Source organism: Bacillus sp. FSL K6-0268 (assembly GCF_038005425.1).
Classification (GTDB): Bacteria; Bacillota; Bacilli; order Bacillales; family Bacillaceae_G; genus Bacillus_A; species Bacillus_A thuringiensis_S.
This window is the reverse complement of record NZ_JBBOTF010000001.1, coordinates 1,746,877-1,767,015: the sequence shown is the minus strand read 5'-3', so window position 1 is coordinate 1,767,015 and position 20,139 is coordinate 1,746,877. Positions and strand designations below refer to the sequence as shown.

Below are 20,139 nucleotides of genomic sequence, written 5' to 3'. Positions count from 1 at the left end.
TATATATGTAAACAAACAACATATATAAGTAGGTTACTTGCAAAGGAGAACTGGTATGGGTAGATCTATTCTAAATAATATTATCCATCTATTTTATAGCACGATTTTAGCTAACCTTCTTCAGGCTGTCAGTTTAATTGCTTTAGCAAACTTTTTTAACGCACAACATTATGGGATGTTTAGTGTTGCCATAGCAGTGACGTTTGTTATGTTATTTTTTACAGACTTAGGACTTAGTAATACATTTCTTCGAGAAGGGGCAAAGGATGGAGCAGATTTAGAGAAGATTTTATCATCGTATATAAAAACAAGAATGATTCTACTTATTTTTATTTCTATCATCGGTTATATTTCTATTCATTATATGTATGTAGATAAAAATTTAATTTATATGATGATAAACGTAATGTTTTTCATGTTAATAGGATTAACTTGGCAAAACATAGGGATTGCCTATTTTCAACTGACGGAACGTATGAAGTATATAGCGCTCATTAAAGTTGTATCATCATCGGTTGTTATTATAATTACATGTTTTTGTATTTTCGGAGAGTTACCGGTGTATGTAACGGCTCGCTTATATGCTTTTGGGTATATGATCGGCGGTTTATTCAGTATATATATCATGAGAAGAAAGACGAAAATGAATATGAAAGTCGTAATTCATAAAGCGTTATTTTGGCAATTAACTCCTTTTATTATTAGCGGTTTTTTAATAATGGGTACGCCACAATTAGCGCCTATCTTGCTTAACTATACATTGCCATTAAGTATGGTAGGTGTTTTTGCAGTGGCGTACCGGATGCCAGCAGCTTTATATCAAGTACCGGGGGTAATTGCAGGTGCATTTTTTCCAGTGCTCTTTAAGCATTATAACCAGAATAATTTAGAAGAGCATACGAAATTAAATTTGCTTCAAATTAAATCAATGGCGATTGTAGGAATATGTATGACGATCGGTTTATATCATTTAGCACCATACTTTATTTCTATATTTTTTCATGAAGAATGGAGCAATGCAGTAGAACCACTCCAAATATTATCATTTCTTATTGTGCTACAAAGTTTAAATATTGCCATTGCTGACGGTTTAACGACGAGTGGATGTCAAAATAAAAGAACTGTTGTGCAGTGTGTAGCATTGGTGATAGGTGGGGTTATGCTTTATAGCTTTAGTAGTATTGGTGGAGTGATAGGAGCGGCATATGCTATGGTTTTATTTGAAATCGTCGCTTTAGTGGGATATATAGCGGTAAGTGTAGTGAAGAAAAAAATTGTATTCCAAATTGTAATACCGTATACAATTTATTTTGGTGTAACCTTTATTGGAGTGCAATATATAGTGCATACATATCATTTGATTGCGCTTGTTCTTAATATACTAATTGTAGTAGCTGCCATATTCCTATATGATTATGAGCTAAAAAAACTTCTTCTTTCTTTTATAAGAAAAATACGCAAAAAGGATTATATTATGAAACAGGGGATATAGCCTATGGGAAATAATATGAAAGTATCGATGGGATGGATTATTCTTCTAATATTATTTGTTATGTTAAGTAAATACAATTTATATATTGGATTTTCATTGAAGGTATATATGATTTTTTTAGTCATATATTTTTGTTTAACAATTAAAGACTTTCATATTCAAAAGTTATATTTTCATGAAGTTGTATTTTTACTGTTTTATTTCATTTATTGTTTAAGTGGAATTCTTTCTATGTATTTAAATGCTAGTATTCGTATGATTTTTGGCGTGCTACTCGTTTTAGGATGCTATTTTATAATGAGGAATTTATTGGGGAATACTGAAATAGTGGTACTTGAATCATCTATTGCTTATGTAGGAGTAGTATTTAATGTTGTAAGTCTAATACTCTATATAATCGGTTTACAATACTTTGGTTTATACGGTGGAGAAGAGAGAGAAATTTTTGCTGGGTTATTAGTTGATAGAGGATATCCACGGTTAATTGGATTGCTAGATGATCCTAATATTTTCATTTTCTATAATACAATATTTTTTATGTACTATATGACGAATTTACAAAATATCACCAATATATTAGGGTTGATTTTATGTGTTACGACGAGTCTATTAACCTTTTCAAGGGGCGGTATATTAGCTCTTGTACTTGTCGTTTTTGTATATATATGTATGTCTAGTTTCGTTAAAAAAGTAAAAATAATTATGAGCTTAGTATTGTTTAGTTTAGTTATTTTTAGTTTATCGAATAGTGTAATGGGGGGCCAATTAGATGACATATTAAATAAACGAATCTCTGATTTTTCCCATGATAATGGAAGTGGTAGATTTACATTATGGGAAGCTGCTTTTAAATATTATTTATCCAATCCATATATCGGAATCGGTGCTTTTAACTTTTCGAATTATTATGAGTATCAATTTAATGGAAAATTATATGTACACAATACATTTTTAGAAATTTTGTCTGAATCGGGTACAATTGGTTTTCTTCTATATAGCGCGTTTTTATTCATATTAATGTTCAAGCTAGCGCAGCATACTTTATTTCGTGAAAAACCATACCTTCTATTGACTATGATTGCATTTTTATTTCAGATGATGTCATTGTCACTCATTATTAACGAAGCGTTCTTTTTATTTTTAGCAGTTGTTGTGAAGTATATTTCAATATATGAAGGAAGGAGAAAGATAGATGGTAAAATGTCTATCAGCACATAACGAGCCGCCTTATGTTTCTGTAATAACACCTTCTTATAATAGTATACGATTTATAGGTGAGACAATTTTATCTGTACAGAATCAATCGTATGAAAACTGGGAAATGATTATCGTTGATGACTGTTCAACCGACCAATCTGCCGCAAAAATTAAAGAGATAATAGAAGGAGACTCACGAATTAGGTTATTATCATTAAAAGAAAATGTCGGTGCTGCTAAAGCTCGGAATTTAGCGATTCAAGAGGCGAGAGGAAGGTACATTGCCTTTTTAGATAGTGATGATATATGGTTGCCGCATAAATTGAAGACACAATTATTATTTATGGAAGAAATGAATATTGCTTTTTCATATGCGTCGTATAGTTTAATTGATGAAAATGGTAATGAACTAAATCGCGAAGTGAGTGTACCAAAATCTGTTGACTATCATTATTTAGCAGGGAATACAATTATCGGGTGTTTAACAGTGATGATTGATCGTGAAAAAATTCCGTATGTCGAAATGCCTAGTATACAGCCGGAAGATACAGCGTTATGGCTGAACTTATTACATGAAGGGTATGAAGCAAAAGGGATACAGCAAGTATTAGCAAAATATAGAATTGTTACAAATTCTGTTTCTAGAAATAAAATTAGAGCAGCTTTCCGGTATTGGAAATTGTTAAGGGAACAAGAACGACTGAATTCGGTGCAAATTTTTTACTATTTTAGTAAGTATGCTTATCATGCTTATAAAAAAAATAAAATCAATGTAGTTGGGAAGACGCAATTATGAATATACTGTTGATGACAGATAAATTGATAACTGGCGGAGCCGAGAGCTATTTCTGTAAATTGGAAAGTAATTTGCATTATGAGGATTTTGAGATTTATACAGCTGCAGGTAATGGAGAACTATATGAATCTCTTACTAGAAAAGAAAATTTTATATTACTTAGTCGATGGAATCATTTGAGAAATATTTATTATTTACGAAACGAAATTTGTAAACGAAAGATAGAACTTATTCATGCAAATAGTTTGCGAATGGTATTATATGCTTTGCTACTTCAAAAGTTTATTAAAAAAAAGATAAAAATTGTTTATACGAAACATAATGTAACGATATTAGAAAAGAAAATGCCAACGCTTTTTCGTTATTTCATGAATAAATATGTGAACAATATTATTACAGTAAGTGAGTTTGAAAAGAATAATTTAATCTCAATTCATGTAGCAGAAGAAAAAATAAATACAATTTATAACGGTGTCGATATTGAAAAGTTTTTATTCCAGCAGAAAAAGAAAGAATCTACATATAAAATAGGGATATTAGCTAGATTATCCAAAGAGAAAAACCATCAACTATTTGTCAAAATTGCAAATGTGTTGAAAAAGAGACATGATTTGGTTCCGTTGCAAAGTTTTTGGAGCTGAGCTAGACTGTAGAAAAATGAGATGAGGAGCCTAACATATGGGATATTTTAAAGGAAAACAATTTGAGAGAGACATTATCTTGGTAGCTGTCGGCTACTATTGTCGTTTTTCTTTAAGCTATCGCGACGTATCTGAACTTTTGAGAGAGCGTGGTGTTTCAGTTCATCCTACAACTATTATGCGTTGGGTCCATGAATATGGAAATATCATTTATCAAATTTGGAAGAAGAAAAATAAATCAGCACATTCCGTATGGCATTTAGATGAAACCTATATCAAAGTCAAGGGAAAGTGGCGTTATCTTTATCGTGCGATTGATAAGGAAGGTCACACATTGGATATTCAACTTCGCAAAAAGCGAGATCATCAAGCAGCCTATATGTTTATGAAAAGGTTAGTGAAAGCTTTTGGAGAACCAACGGTTCTCACAACAGACAAGGCTCATGCTTTACTTTGTGCGTTTAAAAAACTAAAACATAATGGCTTTTATGTGCATACGAAACATTGTACTGTTAAGCATTTCAATAATCTCATCGAACAAGACCATAGACATATCAAACGACGTTTTGTTAAATCCGCAGGATTTCAAAACCTGCGCCATGCTTCACGTACATTGAAAGGAATCGAAACGGTTCATGCCATATATAAACAAAAGAGAAGTCACATTCCAGACTTCTCTTTTTCAACGTACAAGGAATTACAGCAGTTATTTAGAACTGCTTAAACTACAACCGTATTTTGTAAGCAGGTTGATGTTTTTTCAAACTTTGCAACAGAACCCTATCTTCTATAAATATTGTGTTATTTGGAATAGGATCTGTAAAAATGATATTCGTAGCAGTTGTGTTCCCTACATTTTCTAATAAAACTGTATACGTTAAAAATGAATTTCCAGGTGCTACGTCAGAAAATAGTCGATCCACACTTTTCGTTGCTTGAATAATTGCTTCATTAATTTGAACTAAAGTTGGATTACTTGTAGCTGTTTCTGTCACCGGTGGCTGGGTAGGGTCAACAATGATCAAGTATGTCGTACTGGATTGGTTCAAAGTTGGATTTGTAGCTGGTATTGAGCCAACGATAGCTTGAAAGCTAATTGTTGTCGTTCCTCCAACTGGAATTGAGTCTAAAGAGATTCCGCTATCTGGTCTAAATCCAAGTTGTGGGATGGTATTAATTTGTACGCTATCAGGAACGAATGAAAGTTCAGTTGGTAATATATCGATAAAAACAGGTGTGTTTGCGGTAGTATTTCCGCTATTAGTGAGAGTAGTTGTATACGTAATTGTATCGCCAACAGCGGCAAATGCACTGCTCGCAGTTTTCGTTGCGATAACGGAAGCTGAATTTACTTGCGTAAAAGTTGTATTGGATTGAACTGTTCGTGAAACAGGCGGTTCATTTATATCAACAATAAAGCTATATTGAAGCGATGATTTGTTCGGAATTGGATTAGGATTTGGAAGCGTTGTGATGTTTACTTGGAAACTGAGTGTAACCGATGCATTTGAATTTAAGTTACCAATATTGATACCGTTTTGTGGATTTGCATTCGGGACGGTTACACCATTTATCTTAAAGCTATTTGGGACAAGGGTAGTACCGTTTGGAATTGTATCTGTAAAAACAATGTTGTTCGCAGTAGTATTTCCTGTGTTTGTAACAGATGAAGTGAATGTAATTGTATCACCAATCGTAGCGAAAGTTGTACTAGCACTTTTATTTATTACTAAAGTAGCGTCAATAATCGGTGTAACTGTTGTGTTTGTAACGGTACTACCAATAGCTGGCGTTTCAGCTGGATTCACTGCATATTCGTAGTTTACAAGAGCATTATTCGTTAAAGTTCCACTAGGTGGAATAGCCAGAATTTTCACTTGGAATGTAATGAAAGTAGTGTTTCCTGGTGAAATATCGTCTAAATGAATCCCTAATGAAGGATCTAATCCAGGTTGGGAAACGTTATTTATTGTAACGGAATTTGGGATGAAGGATGCACCAGGTCCAAGCCCATCTGTTAAAACTGTAGCACTAGCAGGGATATTTCCTGTGTTCGTAACTGCAATTGTATAAGTAACGATATCTCCAATTGCAGCATTCGGTGTGTTCACTGATTTTGTAGCGATAATCGTGGCATTATTGATTTGAGTTGTTATTACGTTACTCAGCGCATTAGCGGATGCTGGAGGTAAGTTAGGATCTATGACATACTGATACGTTGTATTACTTTGGTTCGGGATTGGATTCGGGTTCGGGATAGAATTTACTTGTAATTGGAACGAGATGATCGTATTTGTATTCGGATCTATTGGATCGATTGCAATTCCGCTTGCTGGATTGACATTAGGCAGTGCATTCCCGTTTACAGTAACACTATTAGGAATGAACGATGTCCCGTTTGGGATTACATCTGTAAATATTACATTTGATGCAAGTGTATTCCCGTTATTCGTTAAAGTAGTCGTGTACGTAATAATATCATTTACGTTAGCAAACTGTTTATCTGCCGATTTAGTAGCGGCAATTGAGGCGTTATTAATAGTTGTCTGTACAGTGTTAGAAGCAACCATCTGCATCACAGCGGGTTTGGATGGATCATACGTATATTGGAATGTTGTGCCTGATTGATTTGTAATCGGATTTACAGCAGGGATAGTTGGTACAAAAACTTGGAATGCAACGGTGCGTGATGAATTTGCTCCTATCGTACCAATCGAAATGCCGTTAGCAGGATTTGCATTAGCTATAGGGACATTATTAATCGTTACAGTATTAGGAATGAAGAGGGTACCCGCTGGAATGATATCTGTAAACGTTACATTAGCAGTAGGGATATTCCCGTTATTTGTTAAAATAGTCGCATATAATATGATATCACCGACATCAGCAAAGTTTGTGCTTGTTAGCTTTGTAGCAATGATATTAGCAGTATTAATTTGTGTAGTTACTATATTGCTAGCAGCGTTTCTAACAAGAGCGGGTAAATTTGGATCAGCGATAAAGCTATATTGAAGTGAAGCGCTGTTTTGAATTGGATTTGGTGAAGGTAGCCCATTTGCACTTATTTGAAAAACAATCGTTGTAAAACCACCCGAAGGAATGGAGCCGACTTGAAGACCGGTACTGGGATCTGCACCTAGTTGTAAAGCACCACCTATAAAAATACTATTTGGTACGATAGTGGTGCCATTAGGGATTATATCAGTAACAATAACATTATTTGCTGTAGTATTGCCAAGATTAGCTAAAGAAATTGTATATGTGATTGGTTGCCCTACATCGGCGATAGTTAAATCTACTTCTTTGACAATAACTACATTAGCTAAATTAATTTGTGTACTTACAGTGTTACTTACAGATATTTCTATAGTTGGTGGATCTCCCGGATTTAGAATAAAACTATACTGTGTACTAGATGAATTTATCGTTGGGTTTTGTGTTGGTAAAGAGGTGACGGTTACTTGATAAGAGACGGTAAGTGAGCCGTTAGCAGGAATGGAAGGTAGTGGAACACCTATATTTGGATCTGCGTTATTTTGGAGTACACCATTAATAAGAAAAGTGTTTGGAATAAAGGTAGTACCGTCTGGATTTGTATCTACGAAAGTAGGACTATCAGCAGAAACACTTCCTGCATTCGTCAAAGTAACAGTATAAGTTAATATATCCCCTACGGTAGCGAACGCTTGATCCACTGTTTTTGCTGAAATGACATTTGCATCGTTTACTTGAGTAAATGTAGTGGTTGAAGTAGTGTTTTTATTTACAGGTGAAGCGTTTGGATCAACGATAAAGTTGTAGGAGACGAAAGCGCTATTTGAAATAGGGTTTGGATTTGGAATGCTAGTTATTACTACTTGGAATGAAGCTGTAATTGTAGTATTAGCATTGATGCTACCAATATTGATGCTAGCTGGTGTTATGCCCGGCTGAGTAACACCGTTAACTATAACACTGTTCGGTACAAAGGAAGTGCCATTCGCGATGGAATCGGATAGTAATACGTTGTTCGCTGCAACATTTCCATCGTTAGTAAGAGCAAAGGTGTAAGTTAATACATCGCCAACTTCCGCAAACGTCTTATCTACAGATTTATTAGCATGGAGATTTGCTAGTCTAATTGTAGATGTAACAGAATTAGAATTTGCTGTTTTTGAAGTTGGTGGCAGACTTGGATTTACAGTGTAAATGTAAGAGGCAAAAGCGTTATTAAGGATAGGATTTTGTGAAGTAATATTAATAACTGTTACTTGGAAAGAGAGGGTAAAAGTAGCTCCAGCAGGAATTGTGCCAATAGGTAAAGCAACGAGAGAATCTACATTTTGCAAAACGCCGTTGAGCGTTACCGAACCTAATGTTAATATCGTTCCATTTGGAAGTGGATCTGTTAGTTGTACGTTATTAGCGGCTGTATTTCCACTGTTTGTAATAAGAATTGTATAACCTATCGTTTCACCAATTGTGGCAAATTGTTTGTTAGTTAATTTTGTTAATGTTACATTCGCATTGTTAATTTGAGTGGAAACGAGATTAGAAGAAATGTTTTTTGTAACGGGTGATTGGATAGGATTGACGGTATATTGATAAGAAGCATTTGATCCATTAGATACGACATTTGACGCGGGTATTGTGTTTATTACTACTTGAAATGTAACATTTTTTGTTGTGCCGCTTGGGATGGATCCAATGTTCACGCCGTTAGCGGGATTTGCGCCCACTTGTGTAGTGCCATCTATTGTTAAACTGTTTAAAACAAAAGTTGTTCCAGTAGGAATGACATCTGTAAAAATAATATTGTTCGCATTTGTATTACCTGTACCTGTAAAAGAAACGGTGTACGTTAGTGTATCACCAATATCTGCAAAATTTTTATCTACTGCTTTTACCATTGTTACAGTAGCGTTATTCACTTGAGTAGATACGATATTTGTCGTATCAGTCCCACTTACTGCAGGTTGATTTGGTATAGGAATATATTGATATGTTGTTGTTCCACTATTTAATATTGGATTTGTTTGAGGGATAGAAGGAACGAGCACTTGGAATGAAATAGTAGTAGTGGAATTTGCGGCAATCGAACCAATTGATATACCATTAGCGGGATTCGCTCCAGCTTGAGTAACTCCGTTAACAGTTACACTTCCTGGAATGAAAGTAGTTCCGCTAGGGATTGGATCCGTATATATAACGTTCGTTGCAGCGATATTTCCTATATTAGCTAAGGCAATACTGTAAGTTAATGTTTCACCAATATCGGTAAAAATTTTGTTGACTGATTTTGTTCCATTAATATCTGCCAGGTTAATTTGTGTCCCAGCAGAATTGCTTGTTGCAAGACCGTTAAAGGTTGTTCCTCCGGCGATAGGTGTATATTGAAATGTAATATTAGCGGTATTAGAGATAGGGTTTTGACTTGGGAGAGAAACGACAGTAGCTTGGAAAGTTACTGTACGAGAAGCACCATTATTGATTGTTCCAAGAGATATACCAGCGGCGGGATTTGCGTTTGTTTGCGGGACATTATCTACTGTTACAGTGCCAGGTATAAAGGAAGTCCCGTTAGGGAGAATGTCTGTAAAGGTAACATTATTCGCCGGAAGAAGTCCGGTGTTAGGGATCGTAACTGTATAAGTGAGAATATCTCCAATTGCAGCAACACTTTTATTCACGCTTTTCGTTGCTTGTATAGTAGGTGAATTTATGTTGATTTGTAAACCGACTGTATTTAACATATACGCATCTCCGTTAGTTGTTAAACGGATTGCGGCGGACACTTGTGAGTTTGTTAAATAAGGAGAAATATCAATAGAAGTAATATCCCAGCCCTGTCTCCCAGCGGAGATGTTTGTGCCTGTAGAAGCACTTTGATTTCGCGTTCCAAATGTCCCAGTTGTATCTAAGTTTCCAGCAGCATTATTAATTTGAGAACCGAAGAAGTTATTTACAGCATTATTTGGCCCAGATAAAGCATTTAATGAACTGAAATTTGGTCCAAATAATGCTTGATCCCCGGTTAAATCTGCATCTCCTTCAGTGGAGCTTAAGAATAATCTCCCGCTTACAGGTCCTCCTGCGGGTGTTAAAAATCCTGAAACAGCTACATCTGCACTACCAGTATCAGCAGAAACACGGTTACCAGCTACGTAAATGGTTAAGTTTCTTGCAGGCAATGTTCCGTTTTGATAAGCGACAATGAGTGTCCATCCAGCCGAGTTAATAGATCCATTTGAAGCATCTAAAGGATCAACAAGTCCAGGGACAGCTCCTGTAGTATAGGAACCAGAACCTCCCGCTTGAATAAGAGTTGTTACGTCTGCTGAACGAGTATAAAAGCCAAATGTAATAGAGTTTGAAACGAATGTTTGATTTGAAGCTGTAACAGCTGAAGGAGTAATTGAGTATGTTGAAACGGGTGTCGTAAATGAAACGGGATTTCCTAGAACACTTGTAATATTTTGATCGCGAGTTAAATAATTTCCTCCCCATATGAGTTCTGCGTAAAGAATAGTACTGCCAGCAGGGATATTTAAAATAGCGGTAGAACTATTTTGTGTATAGTTTAATGTTGTACCAGCAGGAAAAGTAGGAACTTGTAAAGCTGTATTCGTAGTTACGAACGCACCAATGGCCCCGATTGTACCAGCACGGTTTTGATTACTAATTTTACTTAAGCCTAAAGTATTACCTGTAATAGCGAGTGCGCCGTTAGTGGTGGTAGAAAATCGATTCGTAATGGGCATGTTGTCACCTCATTTACAATATAGTCTTGGTCAAAATAACATATGTGTGTGACAAATAAAGGGAAACATGTACAAGTTGATTTAGTAATAATGATTTAAATGTCTAGATAAGGGGATGGAGTATGATTGAATTGGAAATTAGGGTGGAGCGTCTTAGGAAAGAACAAATAGGCGATATTGTAGCGTTATCTTCTTATATTGGCTGGGATTATAACAGAGAAGAAATTGAAGCAGTTTTTAACTCAGGTATTGTATACGGCGTCTGGAATGAGAGAAAGGAACTTATTGCTAGCGCAGCAATTATATTATACGGGGAGGCGTTGGCATCTATTGGAATGGTAATTGTACATCCAGATTATAAGGGGAGAGGGATTGGAAAGATGATAACGAATTCATGTATGAATAGCGTATCAGCTCAAACTCCATGTATGCTTATTGCTACGGATGAAGGGAAGCCCTTATATGAAACATTAGGATTTAGGGTAGTAAGCTATGTTTCTAAATATATTTGTAACTCGTACAATGCGAATCATAAATGTGCAGAAAATGAAGAATATATGATGGTTTATAAAGAGAGTGATTTAGAAGGAATAATAAAAATAGATAAAGGCGCATTTGGGACAAGCCGAAACGAGTTTTTAAAACAAAGAATTATGCAAAGTGAGCAGTGTGTCGTTGTAAAGGATACGAAAGAAAATGTAGTAGGATACGGTATAAGTATACAAACGCCAGAAAATAAAATAATAGGACCAGTCGTTGCTAAAAATAATGCGATGGCGATGAGAATGGTACATGATTTAGCAAGAGGGCATAATGGAAAATTAAGAATGGATGTACCAGAAGGAAAGAACGATTTCATGAAAGAATTAGAGATTGCTGGTTTTAAAAAGGTGAATACACCACCAATTATGATGAAAAATAGTAATCGGTTAATAAAAAGAAATAGTGAACTATATAGTATTGCAGCACAAATTTTTGGATAAAGAAAGAATCCTTTTAAATGAAGGATTCTTTTTTGAGCTAATTTAATCACGATATTGGTCATGAGTTGGCTGAAAGAGGTCTTCCTCGATATCTCTCACCATAGAAAAATGATCAACGTTATAATGACCGTGTAAAGTTTTATTGTGATGAGCAATAATTTGCTCTGCAGATAATACGTTAGAATCAGTTGTGGAATGACCGTTTTTAATTAATGTAACATCAAATCCTTGTACAGTCGCAGTTCTAACTGCGGTGTCGATACAATGCTCTGTTTTACATCCACCGATAACGATATGGCCAATTTTCTCTTCTTTTAAAAGTTCAAGTAAAGAAGTGCCGTAGAATGAATTGGTTGCTGCTTTATTAATAAAGATTGCAGACTGAGGTACTTGAATTTGATTATGTACTTCAAATCCTTCTCCGCTGCCAGAAGCAACATCGATATCTCTTACGAAAACAATAAGAGCATTGGAATCTATTGCTTTCTGCATGGCTGTATTTAGTGTAGATAATAGCTCGGTTTTACGAAAAACTTCATTTTCTTGCTCATTTCCATCAATTAATTCTTGTTGAGCGTCGATAATTAATAGTGCTTGTTTCATCGTGTCTCCCCTTTAATATGAAATAAGTTCCACTGTACATATTCCTTCAGATTGTTAGGAAATCCTCCATTGCAAGCGAATTAGAAGAGCGATTTACAAAGTTGTCAAAGAAATTTCATTCTCATAGCGTGTAAAAACATGTATGATAGGAGATGGAGAATTTTTGAGTAGGTGGGAATAACATGCAAACAGTAGAAGATTATCTTTCATTCTTACATACGAAAGGATTTAAATTATCAGAGGAAGCACAAGGGTTTATTATGTTCGGACAAGGATATACTGGTGCGTCTGATGGGATTGTGAACGCAGCAATAGAAGCGACAATTAAACATCAATTGCAGTTTGATGGTAGTTATTTCGTTGCGTTATTAGAACGATTGAAAGAGGAAGAAATTACAGATAAAAAAAGCGCTAAGGCTTTTATGCGGAAGTTACAAGCATAACTTCACGCAGCCTGCGCTTCTTTTTTTGTTTTGGATGGCCATTCAACAAAAATCATGCCCAGGAAAATACATAGACATCCGATAATAGCAGAAATAGAAAGTTGTTCATTTGCAACGAGAACGCCTGTTAATGCAGCAAAAACGGGTTCCATTGCGAAAATAATTGCTACTCTTGTTGGAGAAGTGTGCTTTTGGGCCGATGTTTGAATGAAAAAAGCAATAGATGTTGCAAACAGGGCAGTTAGAAAGAGTGCGAATAAAAAAGATTGATTCGTCCATAGTGATACTGAAAATAATTTTTCCCAATCTTCAAACAAGAAAGCGCAAATAGAAGAAAATATACCAACAGCTAATACTTGAGATGTGCTTAATAATAAAGGTGATATTTTCTTAGAAAAGAAGCCGTTAATAAGAATATGGGCAGCGAAAGCGATTGCACAACCGAGAACAAGTATATCTCCTATATTTAATTGGAAAGAATCAGCAGCTGTTAATAAGTATAAACCTGCTGTTGCTACAGCAATACCAAGTACGATAAAAATGGTAGCTTTTTGTTTTAAAAAGATAAAAGACAAAATTGGTACCATAACGATACTAAGCCCTGTTAAGAAACCTGCTTTTGAAGAAGTTGTATAAAGTAAGCCAAATGTTTGTAATACATAGCCAACACATAAAAAGAACCCAACGATTAATCCAGCGAGGCTACTCTGTTTTATATCTTGTTTTGAAGTGTTTTTTGAGAAAATCATTTGAACGAATAATAAAATAATTCCAGCGAATAAAAAGCGAATACCATTAAAGGTAAATGGACCAACGAAAGACATAGCATTTTGAACGACAACAAACGTAGCTCCCCAAATAAAAGAGACAAATAATAAAGCAAGAGGAGCAATCCAATCTTTTTTCACACTCATACCCCCGTTAATTTTGTAATATAGCTTTTCTAGCTAATTCATCAGCTACTTTATTTTGACTACTTGGAATCCACTTAATAAAAAAGAGATCGAAGTTTTTTATGTACTGTAGTGCTTCATCTAAAAGAGGTGCAAATATTTTATTTTTTGCGTATTCCTTTTCAACAGCCCGTTCGACAAGCTGGGAATCTGTACGAAAAGAGACAGTGCTATAATTATGCTCGATGCAATATTTTAATGCTAGAAGTAAAGCGCGGTATTCTGCTTCATGATTGGACATTGTTCCAAGTGGTAATGATAATTGTACAGGTGGTTGAACGCCTTTAATAAACACTCCTGCACCAGAAGGACCAGGATTTCCTTTTGATGCACCATCAATATATACTTCAATCAAAATGAGAAACCTCCAAATTATAAGGTTATCCCCTACTTAAATATTTTTTTGAAGTAGGGGATAGAGTAGTTATCCGATTGTGATGCTGTAACGACATGTAAATGTTTCATTCGCTTGTAAAGATTGAATTCCCTTTTTGTCCTTGAAATCTTTTGCTGGATTTACTTCATCAGCGATTCCATACCAAGGTTCAATACATAAGAAAGGTGCGTTATCCCCTGGTGTCCATACGCCGACAAATGGGAAGCCATCAAATTCTACTTTTACAAATTTATTATGTTTATGAGAACGAATCGAAATTTCATTCGTATTCATATTTTCAAAAATAAGCGCATCATTTTTGAATAAATCATATGTAAGTGGCAATTCAGTTGTATTTTCAGCGATTAATTGCTTTTTGTTTGAAAGGTAAGGTCCTTCTAATACGCTTGTTTCTAAGCGTTCCGAACCATTAAACGATAAGTGATAATCTGTAAATGATTCACCATCCAATAAAGGGAAGTTGAATCCAGGATGTGCCCCAATTGAGAAGAACATCTCTTTAGAAGTAGGATTGTTTACTTCATATGTTACATGAACGCTTTGTCCTTCTAGCTCATAAGAAATGAGTAATTCGAATTCGTATGGGTATTTTTTTAACGTTTCTTCATTATTAGTAACGATATAAGTAATCTTTGTTTCACTTTGTTCTTTCACAGAGAAAGTAAGATCACGAGCGAAACCGTGTTGTGTTAATGAATATGGTTTACCGTCTACGTAGTATGTATTATCTACTAATCGGCCGACAATTGGGAACAAAATTGGTGCACGGCGTCCCCAATATGTAGAATCACCTTGCCATAAATATTCTGTGTTGTCTTCTTTTAAGCGAACGCTTTGTAATTCTGCACCTTTGTCAGAAATGGAAACGATCACTTTTTCATTTTGGATTGTTGCTATCATGAAGTGAAACCTCCTAAATCTTTCATATGTTTCATTATACGTTGTCTAAAAGAAAAAAGGTAGTTCATGATAGGAATCTATTGACGAAAGAGGGGCTACCACGTAAAATATAATCTTGTTGCTAAAAAAAGAATAACGTGGTTCGAAACCATCCCACGTAAAAAAACTAAGGAGATTTTGTCATGAATATTAGAACTTTAGTCGGCAATGGTATTTTAGCGGCATTATATATTGCTGTTTCTATGCTTATTCAGCCATTTGGCTTTACGAATGTACAATTTCGTATTTCAGAGATGTTTAATCATCTCATTGTATTTAACAAGAAAGCAATTTACGGAATTGTATTAGGTGTATTTTTAACGAATCTCTTTTTCTCACCTATGATCGCTTATGATTTAGTATTTGGAGTAGGGCAATCTATTCTTGCATTAGTTGCAACGATTATTTCTATGCGATTTATTAAAGGTGTTTGGGCTCGTATGATTTTTAATACGGTTATCTTTACGATTACAATGTTTATGATTGCAATTGAACTTCATCTTGCATTGGGTTTACCATTTATGTTGTCTTGGTTAACATGTGCAGTCGGTGAATTTGTTGTAATGGCCATTGGTATGCCTGTAATGTACTGGATTAATAAGCGAGTACAATTTGAAAGATTTATGTAATAGATGAAAGAGCTATTCCTATAGGGATAGCTCTTTTTGTATGTAATCATATTGAATATAATGCTGTGACTCTAGATAAAATATAATAAAATAAAGTGAGGCTTTCATTAGCTGGCTACATATAAGAAGTCTTATATAAGACCTGCGGTAGTATGTCAACTGAAAAATAATATATTTTGAAGTTATCAAAGGACAAATTGCTTAAAAAAGACATCACGAAACTAGACCAGCACCGCATGTAAAATACTGGAATTGATTGAAAGGTAGCGATGACAAGTTTTATGTCACACTTTCACACACCTTTCAGGCGTAAAGAGTTGGTGATTACGTAGTAGCGCATCCACCAATCGCACAAATTTTCTTGCGGTTAGAACGAGTGCACGTTTGTGTTGATGTTTTGGTACTTCATTATACTTTTTTGCGTAATATTCTTGGTATTCCAATACATGCTTTCTTACAGAGTTGGCGGCTTCAACTAAGTAATACCGCAAGTAATGATTCCCATTACGAGATAATGAAGTATTTTCAGCGGTGAACCGGCCAGACTGGTATGTACGCCAATATAACCCGGCATATTTTGCGATTTTGGTTTCATCGTCAAATCTTTCGATTTGGCCAATTTCAGCGATAATACCAGCGGCATATATAGGCCCGATTCCAGGAATGGATTCTAATGTTTGCGTTAATCCAGCCATGATCCGCTTAATAGATTTTTCTAGTTCTTTAATTTGTCTTTGATAGGTACGAATGATTTCGATTGATGTTCCTAAAAGAATATCGATTGAGTCTTCTACCACCTTATCTAAACGGTACGACGTGCGAACAGCCTTTTGAATGGTTGATGCGACACATTTCGGGTCACCAAATCGATTTTTACTCTTTTCCTGTAGGAACTCAGCGAGTTCCTCTAAAGGCATGTCAGCTAGCTCTTCTAGACTGAATTTTTCAAGGAACAATTCCATCATGGCGTTACCAAATATAGAAGAATCGACTTCTTGTGAGAACGTATTACATTTATAACTTAGGTGTTGTAGAAAATGTTGTTTCTCCTTTGTCAACATTCTAACGAGTTGATAACGAGCTCTTGTTAATTGCTGTAATGCCACGTATTGACTTTCTTTCACGATGGACATTTGATTTCGCCCAAATCGTAAATAATCAGCGATGACAAAGGCATCAATTTCGTCAGTCTTATTCATGTCTGAATAACTTTTCTTGAAGTTTGCGACTTGTTTTGGATTTAGAAGAAATACCTTTGTGCCAAATCTTTTTAAGTCTTCGTCATGATGGAGAAACATGGATGGGTGAAAACTGTAAACAGATGTAGATTCTAAGCCGATTTTTAAAGTTTCAACCTCTTGATTGGTTGTGCACTGTAATAATCGTTCTTTAAGTACCTGTGCACCTGGTAAGTCATTACTGACTGAAAAAGAATCTAGCTTTTCTCCTTCACCATTTAAAAAGCAAACTTTCATATCAAACGAACTTACATCTAGACCAACAAATAATCTCACGTAAGAGACCTCCTTTCGATTTAGAATCATTGCTTGGACGTCTCGAGATATCTCTAGTGTGTACGCCGACCAACAACCTCGTGTATAAGAGCTAGTCCTGAATCGAAAGCCGCCCTAGAGCTACTAACATCTAGGTTCGAGGATCAGGCTGCTCAGCCTGCGAGTAGGGAGCCCCGCGCGTTCACTGAGAAACACTCTTTTCGTGTGGTAAATCCACAGGGGAATACAGAATTGTCCCAAATGATCCTAAGACCATTATCTAGAAATATCTTGAGACGTCCAAGTATTTTCTTTATTACTGGACTCTTATTAGAGAGAAAAACTAAGCCTGAGATAGGGCTTAAATATTAATATACGAGGGGAATCTAGTATGAAATATAAAATTCATTGGTTGTATAAAACGAAGCGAGGATTGCAGACGGAATTAACAACAGATTATATGAACATAGAAGAAATACTTCAATTTGCAGAGGATTTTGAGAAAACAGGAAGAGCTAAGGAACTTTTATTTTACGATGAAATGGATGCAGAATGGTCATTAAAGGAAATGAAAAAACTGAGTAAACAAGTAGAGGAAGAGCCCCAAGAAATACTCGTTTATTTTGATGGGGGGTATGATGTGCAAACGAAAGAAGCTGGCGTTGGTATATGTGTGTACTATAAAAAAGGAAATACAAACTACCGCATTCGCCGCAATGCATATATAGAAGGTATAGATGATAATAATGAAGCGGAATATGCATCACTATTATACGGTATGAATATACTCGAGGAATTAGGGATTAAATATGAAGCAGTTACACTTCGCGGAGATTCTCAAGTTGTATTGCAGCAATTGGCGGGAGAATGGCCTTGTTATGATGAGCATTTAAACCATTATTTAGATCAAATTGAACAAAAGGCGAAGCAAATGAAATTAAAACTTGTATGTGATCCGATATCTAGAAAACAAAATAAAGAAGCACATCAATTAGCAACGCAAGCATTAGAAGGGACAGTCATTGATAGTCATAAAGAAATAACCGAATAGAGAGGTGCAAAGGTGGATAAAAAGCAACTCATTACAGAGGTAAATGACTTATTAGAAACATATTGTGAAGGATGTTTCTTGCGAGAACATAATCGAAAGACAAATAGTAAATATTATGCACATTCATTTTGTATAAGACAATGTACAGTTGGAGAAACATTGAAAAAGTATGGAGAACAGTTGTCATAAAAAAACATCCAGAGAAAATTCTCTGGATGTTTTTTAGTGCTTTGCTTCGTTTAATTGCTGCTCGCATTTGCTTAGTTTCTTTTCCTCGTTCATTAAAAATGGTTCATCTAAATCTACTGCAACAGATTTCATAATTTCAAGCTGTGAGCGAGCTGCTTCTACTGCAGTAGTGGCATGCTCTAATGTGTCTGGATCCATTGAAATTGTTGCAGAACCTACCATCTTTTGTGCTGTTTCTACACGGAATTTTACTTCTTCAAAATCATTTACTTCTGATCCCATTAATAATTCCTCCTTTGTATAGTGCGCATTTTACATAGTTTTTGCTCTGTAAAACGGAAATATACAAAGGAATAACAAAGAAGGTTACCAAGTAAGGTAACCTCCTGTTATATGTTGGATTAAAGTTTTACTACGTTAGCAGCTTGAGGTCCACGGTTACCTTCAGTAATGTCGAAAGATACTTCTTGACCTTCTTCTAAAGCTTTGTAGCCGTCTCCTTGAATAGCAGAGAAATGTACGAATACATCGTCAGCGCCTTCCATTTCGATAAATCCAAAACCTTTTTCGTTGTTAAACCATTTTACTTTTCCTTGCATGTTACAATTCCTCCTAAAAGCGTTTACTATTTTCATTTAGTGAAATTCATTTAAAGAAATAATATAAACTAAAAATGCTATATTCTTGAATATTCTGCTAAATGATTAATTTAAATATACACGAATTGGGAGAATTTAGTCAAGTAAGCGGTTTTATTTTTTATATTTTTAAATAATTTTCCAATCAAATTTTTAAATAGGTATAGGACAGGCCGAGTATGTAATATTCTTAATTGAATGCTATACATAACGAGGTGAAAGAATGAATAGGTCGTACTTATTAGATAATGAAGGAATGAGAACGAGAACCGACATACCGGATTGGGTTGCAAAAGAATTTGAGATTTTTTCAAGTGTCGTGTTAGAACCAACTTTTCCATGTTATTTCGGTTTAACAGCTTTGAAAAAGAATGAACTTCGTTATTCATTTCTTTCTCATAATGATTGGAGTCATTTGCCGCATACAATGTTATCTTTTTTAGAGTTAATGAAAGAGAGGCCGATTGTAAGAAGGGGCTTTTTCCTTTTTGTAGAACCGGAATGTGAAGAACGATCACTCGAATATTACCGTGATTCCTTTTGGAAAGTGTTACAGTATTTACATGAAAACGATAATCAAGCATGGCCAAAGCAAATTCCTGAAGATCCAGACCATTATTTATGGGAATTTTCATTTTGTGGTGAGCCAATATTCGCATTTGGAAACGCGCCAGCTTATAAACAGCGAAAAACTAGACATTTAGGGAATTCTCTCGTTATTGGGTTTCAGCCACGCACTATTTTTGATGGATTAGAGGGGGATCGTCCTAAAGGAGCATATTCAAGACAAATGGTCCGTGAGCGAGTTGAAAAGTGGGATCAATTGCCGAAACATCCTAACATTAGTCATTATGGTGACCCAGAGCATCGTGAATGGAAACAATATTTTATAGGAGACGATGTAGAACCAATAAAAGGGAAATGTCCTTTTCTTCATAGGATAGAAAAGTAAGAG

Annotated in this window: 17 protein-coding genes, 2 pseudogenes and 1 riboswitch; of the genes and pseudogenes, 11 read left to right on the top strand and 8 right to left on the bottom strand. The window is 35.3% G+C overall.

Annotation, left to right across the window (positions count from 1 at the left end):
* The first annotated feature begins 55 nt into the window (after positions 1-55).
* The 5 genes and pseudogenes from MHI28_RS08890 (at position 56) to MHI28_RS08870 (ending at position 4,850) form a co-directional block, all read left to right on the top strand.
* On the top strand, positions 56-1,492 hold the full coding sequence (locus MHI28_RS08890) for an oligosaccharide flippase family protein (protein WP_340827763.1): 1,437 nt from the start codon (positions 56-58) through the stop codon (positions 1,490-1,492).
* Between the two features lie 3 nt (positions 1,493-1,495).
* A complete protein-coding gene (locus MHI28_RS08885) occupies positions 1,496-2,710 on the top strand; it encodes an O-antigen ligase family protein (RefSeq protein ID WP_000527868.1) in 1,215 nt (404 codons plus the stop codon).
* Positions 2,685-3,485 carry a glycosyltransferase family 2 protein gene (locus MHI28_RS08880; RefSeq protein WP_000237677.1) on the top strand — a complete coding sequence of 267 codons (801 nt, stop codon included), beginning with the start codon at positions 2,685-2,687 and terminating at the stop codon, positions 3,483-3,485. The genes MHI28_RS08885 and MHI28_RS08880 overlap by 26 nt, the downstream gene beginning before the upstream one ends.
* Positions 3,482-4,102: pseudogene (locus tag MHI28_RS08875) on the top strand (glycosyltransferase); the annotation flags it as partial. The gene MHI28_RS08880 and the pseudogene MHI28_RS08875, both read left to right, overlap by 4 nt.
* A 61-nt stretch (positions 4,103-4,163) precedes the next feature.
* Positions 4,164-4,850, top strand: a complete 687-nt coding sequence (locus tag MHI28_RS08870; protein WP_100910633.1) for an IS6 family transposase — start codon at positions 4,164-4,166, stop codon at positions 4,848-4,850.
* Positions 4,851-4,902: 52 nt separating this feature from the next.
* On the opposite strand, the pseudogene MHI28_RS08865 reads toward MHI28_RS08870, so the two are convergent.
* Positions 4,903-10,866: pseudogene (locus MHI28_RS08865) on the bottom strand (beta strand repeat-containing protein); the annotation flags it as partial.
* A gap of 122 nt (positions 10,867-10,988) precedes the next feature.
* On the opposite strand from MHI28_RS08865, the gene MHI28_RS08860 reads away from it, so the two are divergent.
* Complete coding sequence (locus MHI28_RS08860) at positions 10,989-11,849, top strand: GNAT family N-acetyltransferase (RefSeq protein ID WP_000571020.1); 861 nt, start codon at positions 10,989-10,991, stop codon at positions 11,847-11,849.
* 42 nt (positions 11,850-11,891) lie between these two features.
* Here MHI28_RS08860 and MHI28_RS08855 read toward each other — a convergent pair whose 3' ends face one another.
* The gene (locus MHI28_RS08855; RefSeq protein ID WP_000806325.1) at positions 11,892-12,452 is read right to left on the bottom strand and encodes a cysteine hydrolase family protein; all 561 of its coding nucleotides are present in this window, start codon (positions 12,450-12,452) and stop codon (positions 11,892-11,894) included.
* 182 nt (positions 12,453-12,634) lie between these two features.
* Here MHI28_RS08855 and MHI28_RS08850 point away from each other — a divergent pair, with 182 nt between their 5' ends.
* The gene (locus MHI28_RS08850) at positions 12,635-12,895 is read left to right on the top strand and encodes a DUF6123 family protein (protein WP_001195212.1); all 261 of its coding nucleotides are present in this window, start codon (positions 12,635-12,637) and stop codon (positions 12,893-12,895) included.
* A 2-nt stretch (positions 12,896-12,897) separates the two neighbouring features.
* On the opposite strand, the gene MHI28_RS08845 is transcribed toward MHI28_RS08850, so the two are convergent.
* The 3 genes from MHI28_RS08845 to MHI28_RS08835 form a co-directional block, all read right to left on the bottom strand.
* Positions 12,898-13,803, bottom strand: a complete 906-nt coding sequence (locus tag MHI28_RS08845) for a DMT family transporter (protein WP_000711161.1) — start codon at positions 13,801-13,803, stop codon at positions 12,898-12,900.
* A gap of 13 nt (positions 13,804-13,816) precedes the next feature.
* Positions 13,817-14,203 carry a reverse transcriptase-like protein gene (locus MHI28_RS08840; protein WP_000573877.1) on the bottom strand — a complete coding sequence of 129 codons (387 nt, stop codon included), beginning with the start codon at positions 14,201-14,203 and terminating at the stop codon, positions 13,817-13,819.
* Positions 14,204-14,272: 69 nt separating this feature from the next.
* Positions 14,273-15,145: an aldose 1-epimerase family protein gene (locus MHI28_RS08835; RefSeq protein WP_000562116.1), complete on the bottom strand. Its 873-nt coding sequence runs from the start codon at positions 15,143-15,145 to the stop codon at positions 14,273-14,275.
* Positions 15,146-15,276: 131 nt separating this feature from the next.
* Positions 15,277-15,321: riboswitch (PreQ1 riboswitch) on the top strand.
* 6 nt (positions 15,322-15,327) lie between these two features.
* On the opposite strand from MHI28_RS08835, the gene MHI28_RS08830 reads away from it, so the two are divergent.
* A complete protein-coding gene (locus MHI28_RS08830) occupies positions 15,328-15,813 on the top strand; it encodes a QueT transporter family protein (RefSeq protein WP_001026464.1) in 486 nt (161 codons plus the stop codon).
* A gap of 284 nt (positions 15,814-16,097) precedes the next feature.
* On the opposite strand, the gene MHI28_RS08825 is transcribed toward MHI28_RS08830, so the two are convergent.
* Complete coding sequence (locus MHI28_RS08825) at positions 16,098-17,327, bottom strand: IS110 family transposase (RefSeq protein WP_100909797.1); 1,230 nt, start codon at positions 17,325-17,327, stop codon at positions 16,098-16,100.
* 370 nt (positions 17,328-17,697) lie between these two features.
* Between MHI28_RS08825 and MHI28_RS08820 the strand changes: the two genes are divergently transcribed.
* Both MHI28_RS08820 and MHI28_RS08815 read left to right on the top strand, forming a co-directional pair.
* Entirely contained in the window at positions 17,698-18,357 is a 660-nt protein-coding gene (locus MHI28_RS08820; protein WP_000875533.1) for a ribonuclease H family protein, read from the top strand.
* A 12-nt stretch (positions 18,358-18,369) separates the two neighbouring features.
* Positions 18,370-18,546 carry a zinc-finger domain-containing protein gene (locus tag MHI28_RS08815; RefSeq protein WP_000358801.1) on the top strand — a complete coding sequence of 59 codons (177 nt, stop codon included), beginning with the start codon at positions 18,370-18,372 and terminating at the stop codon, positions 18,544-18,546.
* A 33-nt stretch (positions 18,547-18,579) separates the two neighbouring features.
* On the opposite strand, the gene MHI28_RS08810 is transcribed toward MHI28_RS08815, so the two are convergent.
* Together MHI28_RS08810 and cspB are read right to left on the bottom strand one after the other, a co-directional pair.
* Positions 18,580-18,828: a DUF2564 family protein gene (locus tag MHI28_RS08810; protein ID WP_000534400.1), complete on the bottom strand. Its 249-nt coding sequence runs from the start codon at positions 18,826-18,828 to the stop codon at positions 18,580-18,582.
* Positions 18,829-18,947: 119 nt separating this feature from the next.
* Complete coding sequence (gene cspB / locus MHI28_RS08805) at positions 18,948-19,145, bottom strand: cold shock-like protein CspB (RefSeq protein ID WP_001161731.1); 198 nt, start codon at positions 19,143-19,145, stop codon at positions 18,948-18,950.
* A gap of 262 nt (positions 19,146-19,407) precedes the next feature.
* On the opposite strand from cspB, the gene MHI28_RS08800 reads away from it, so the two are divergent.
* Positions 19,408-20,136: a YqcI/YcgG family protein gene (locus MHI28_RS08800; protein ID WP_001082150.1), complete on the top strand. Its 729-nt coding sequence runs from the start codon at positions 19,408-19,410 to the stop codon at positions 20,134-20,136.
* Positions 20,137-20,139 lie beyond the last annotated feature (3 nt).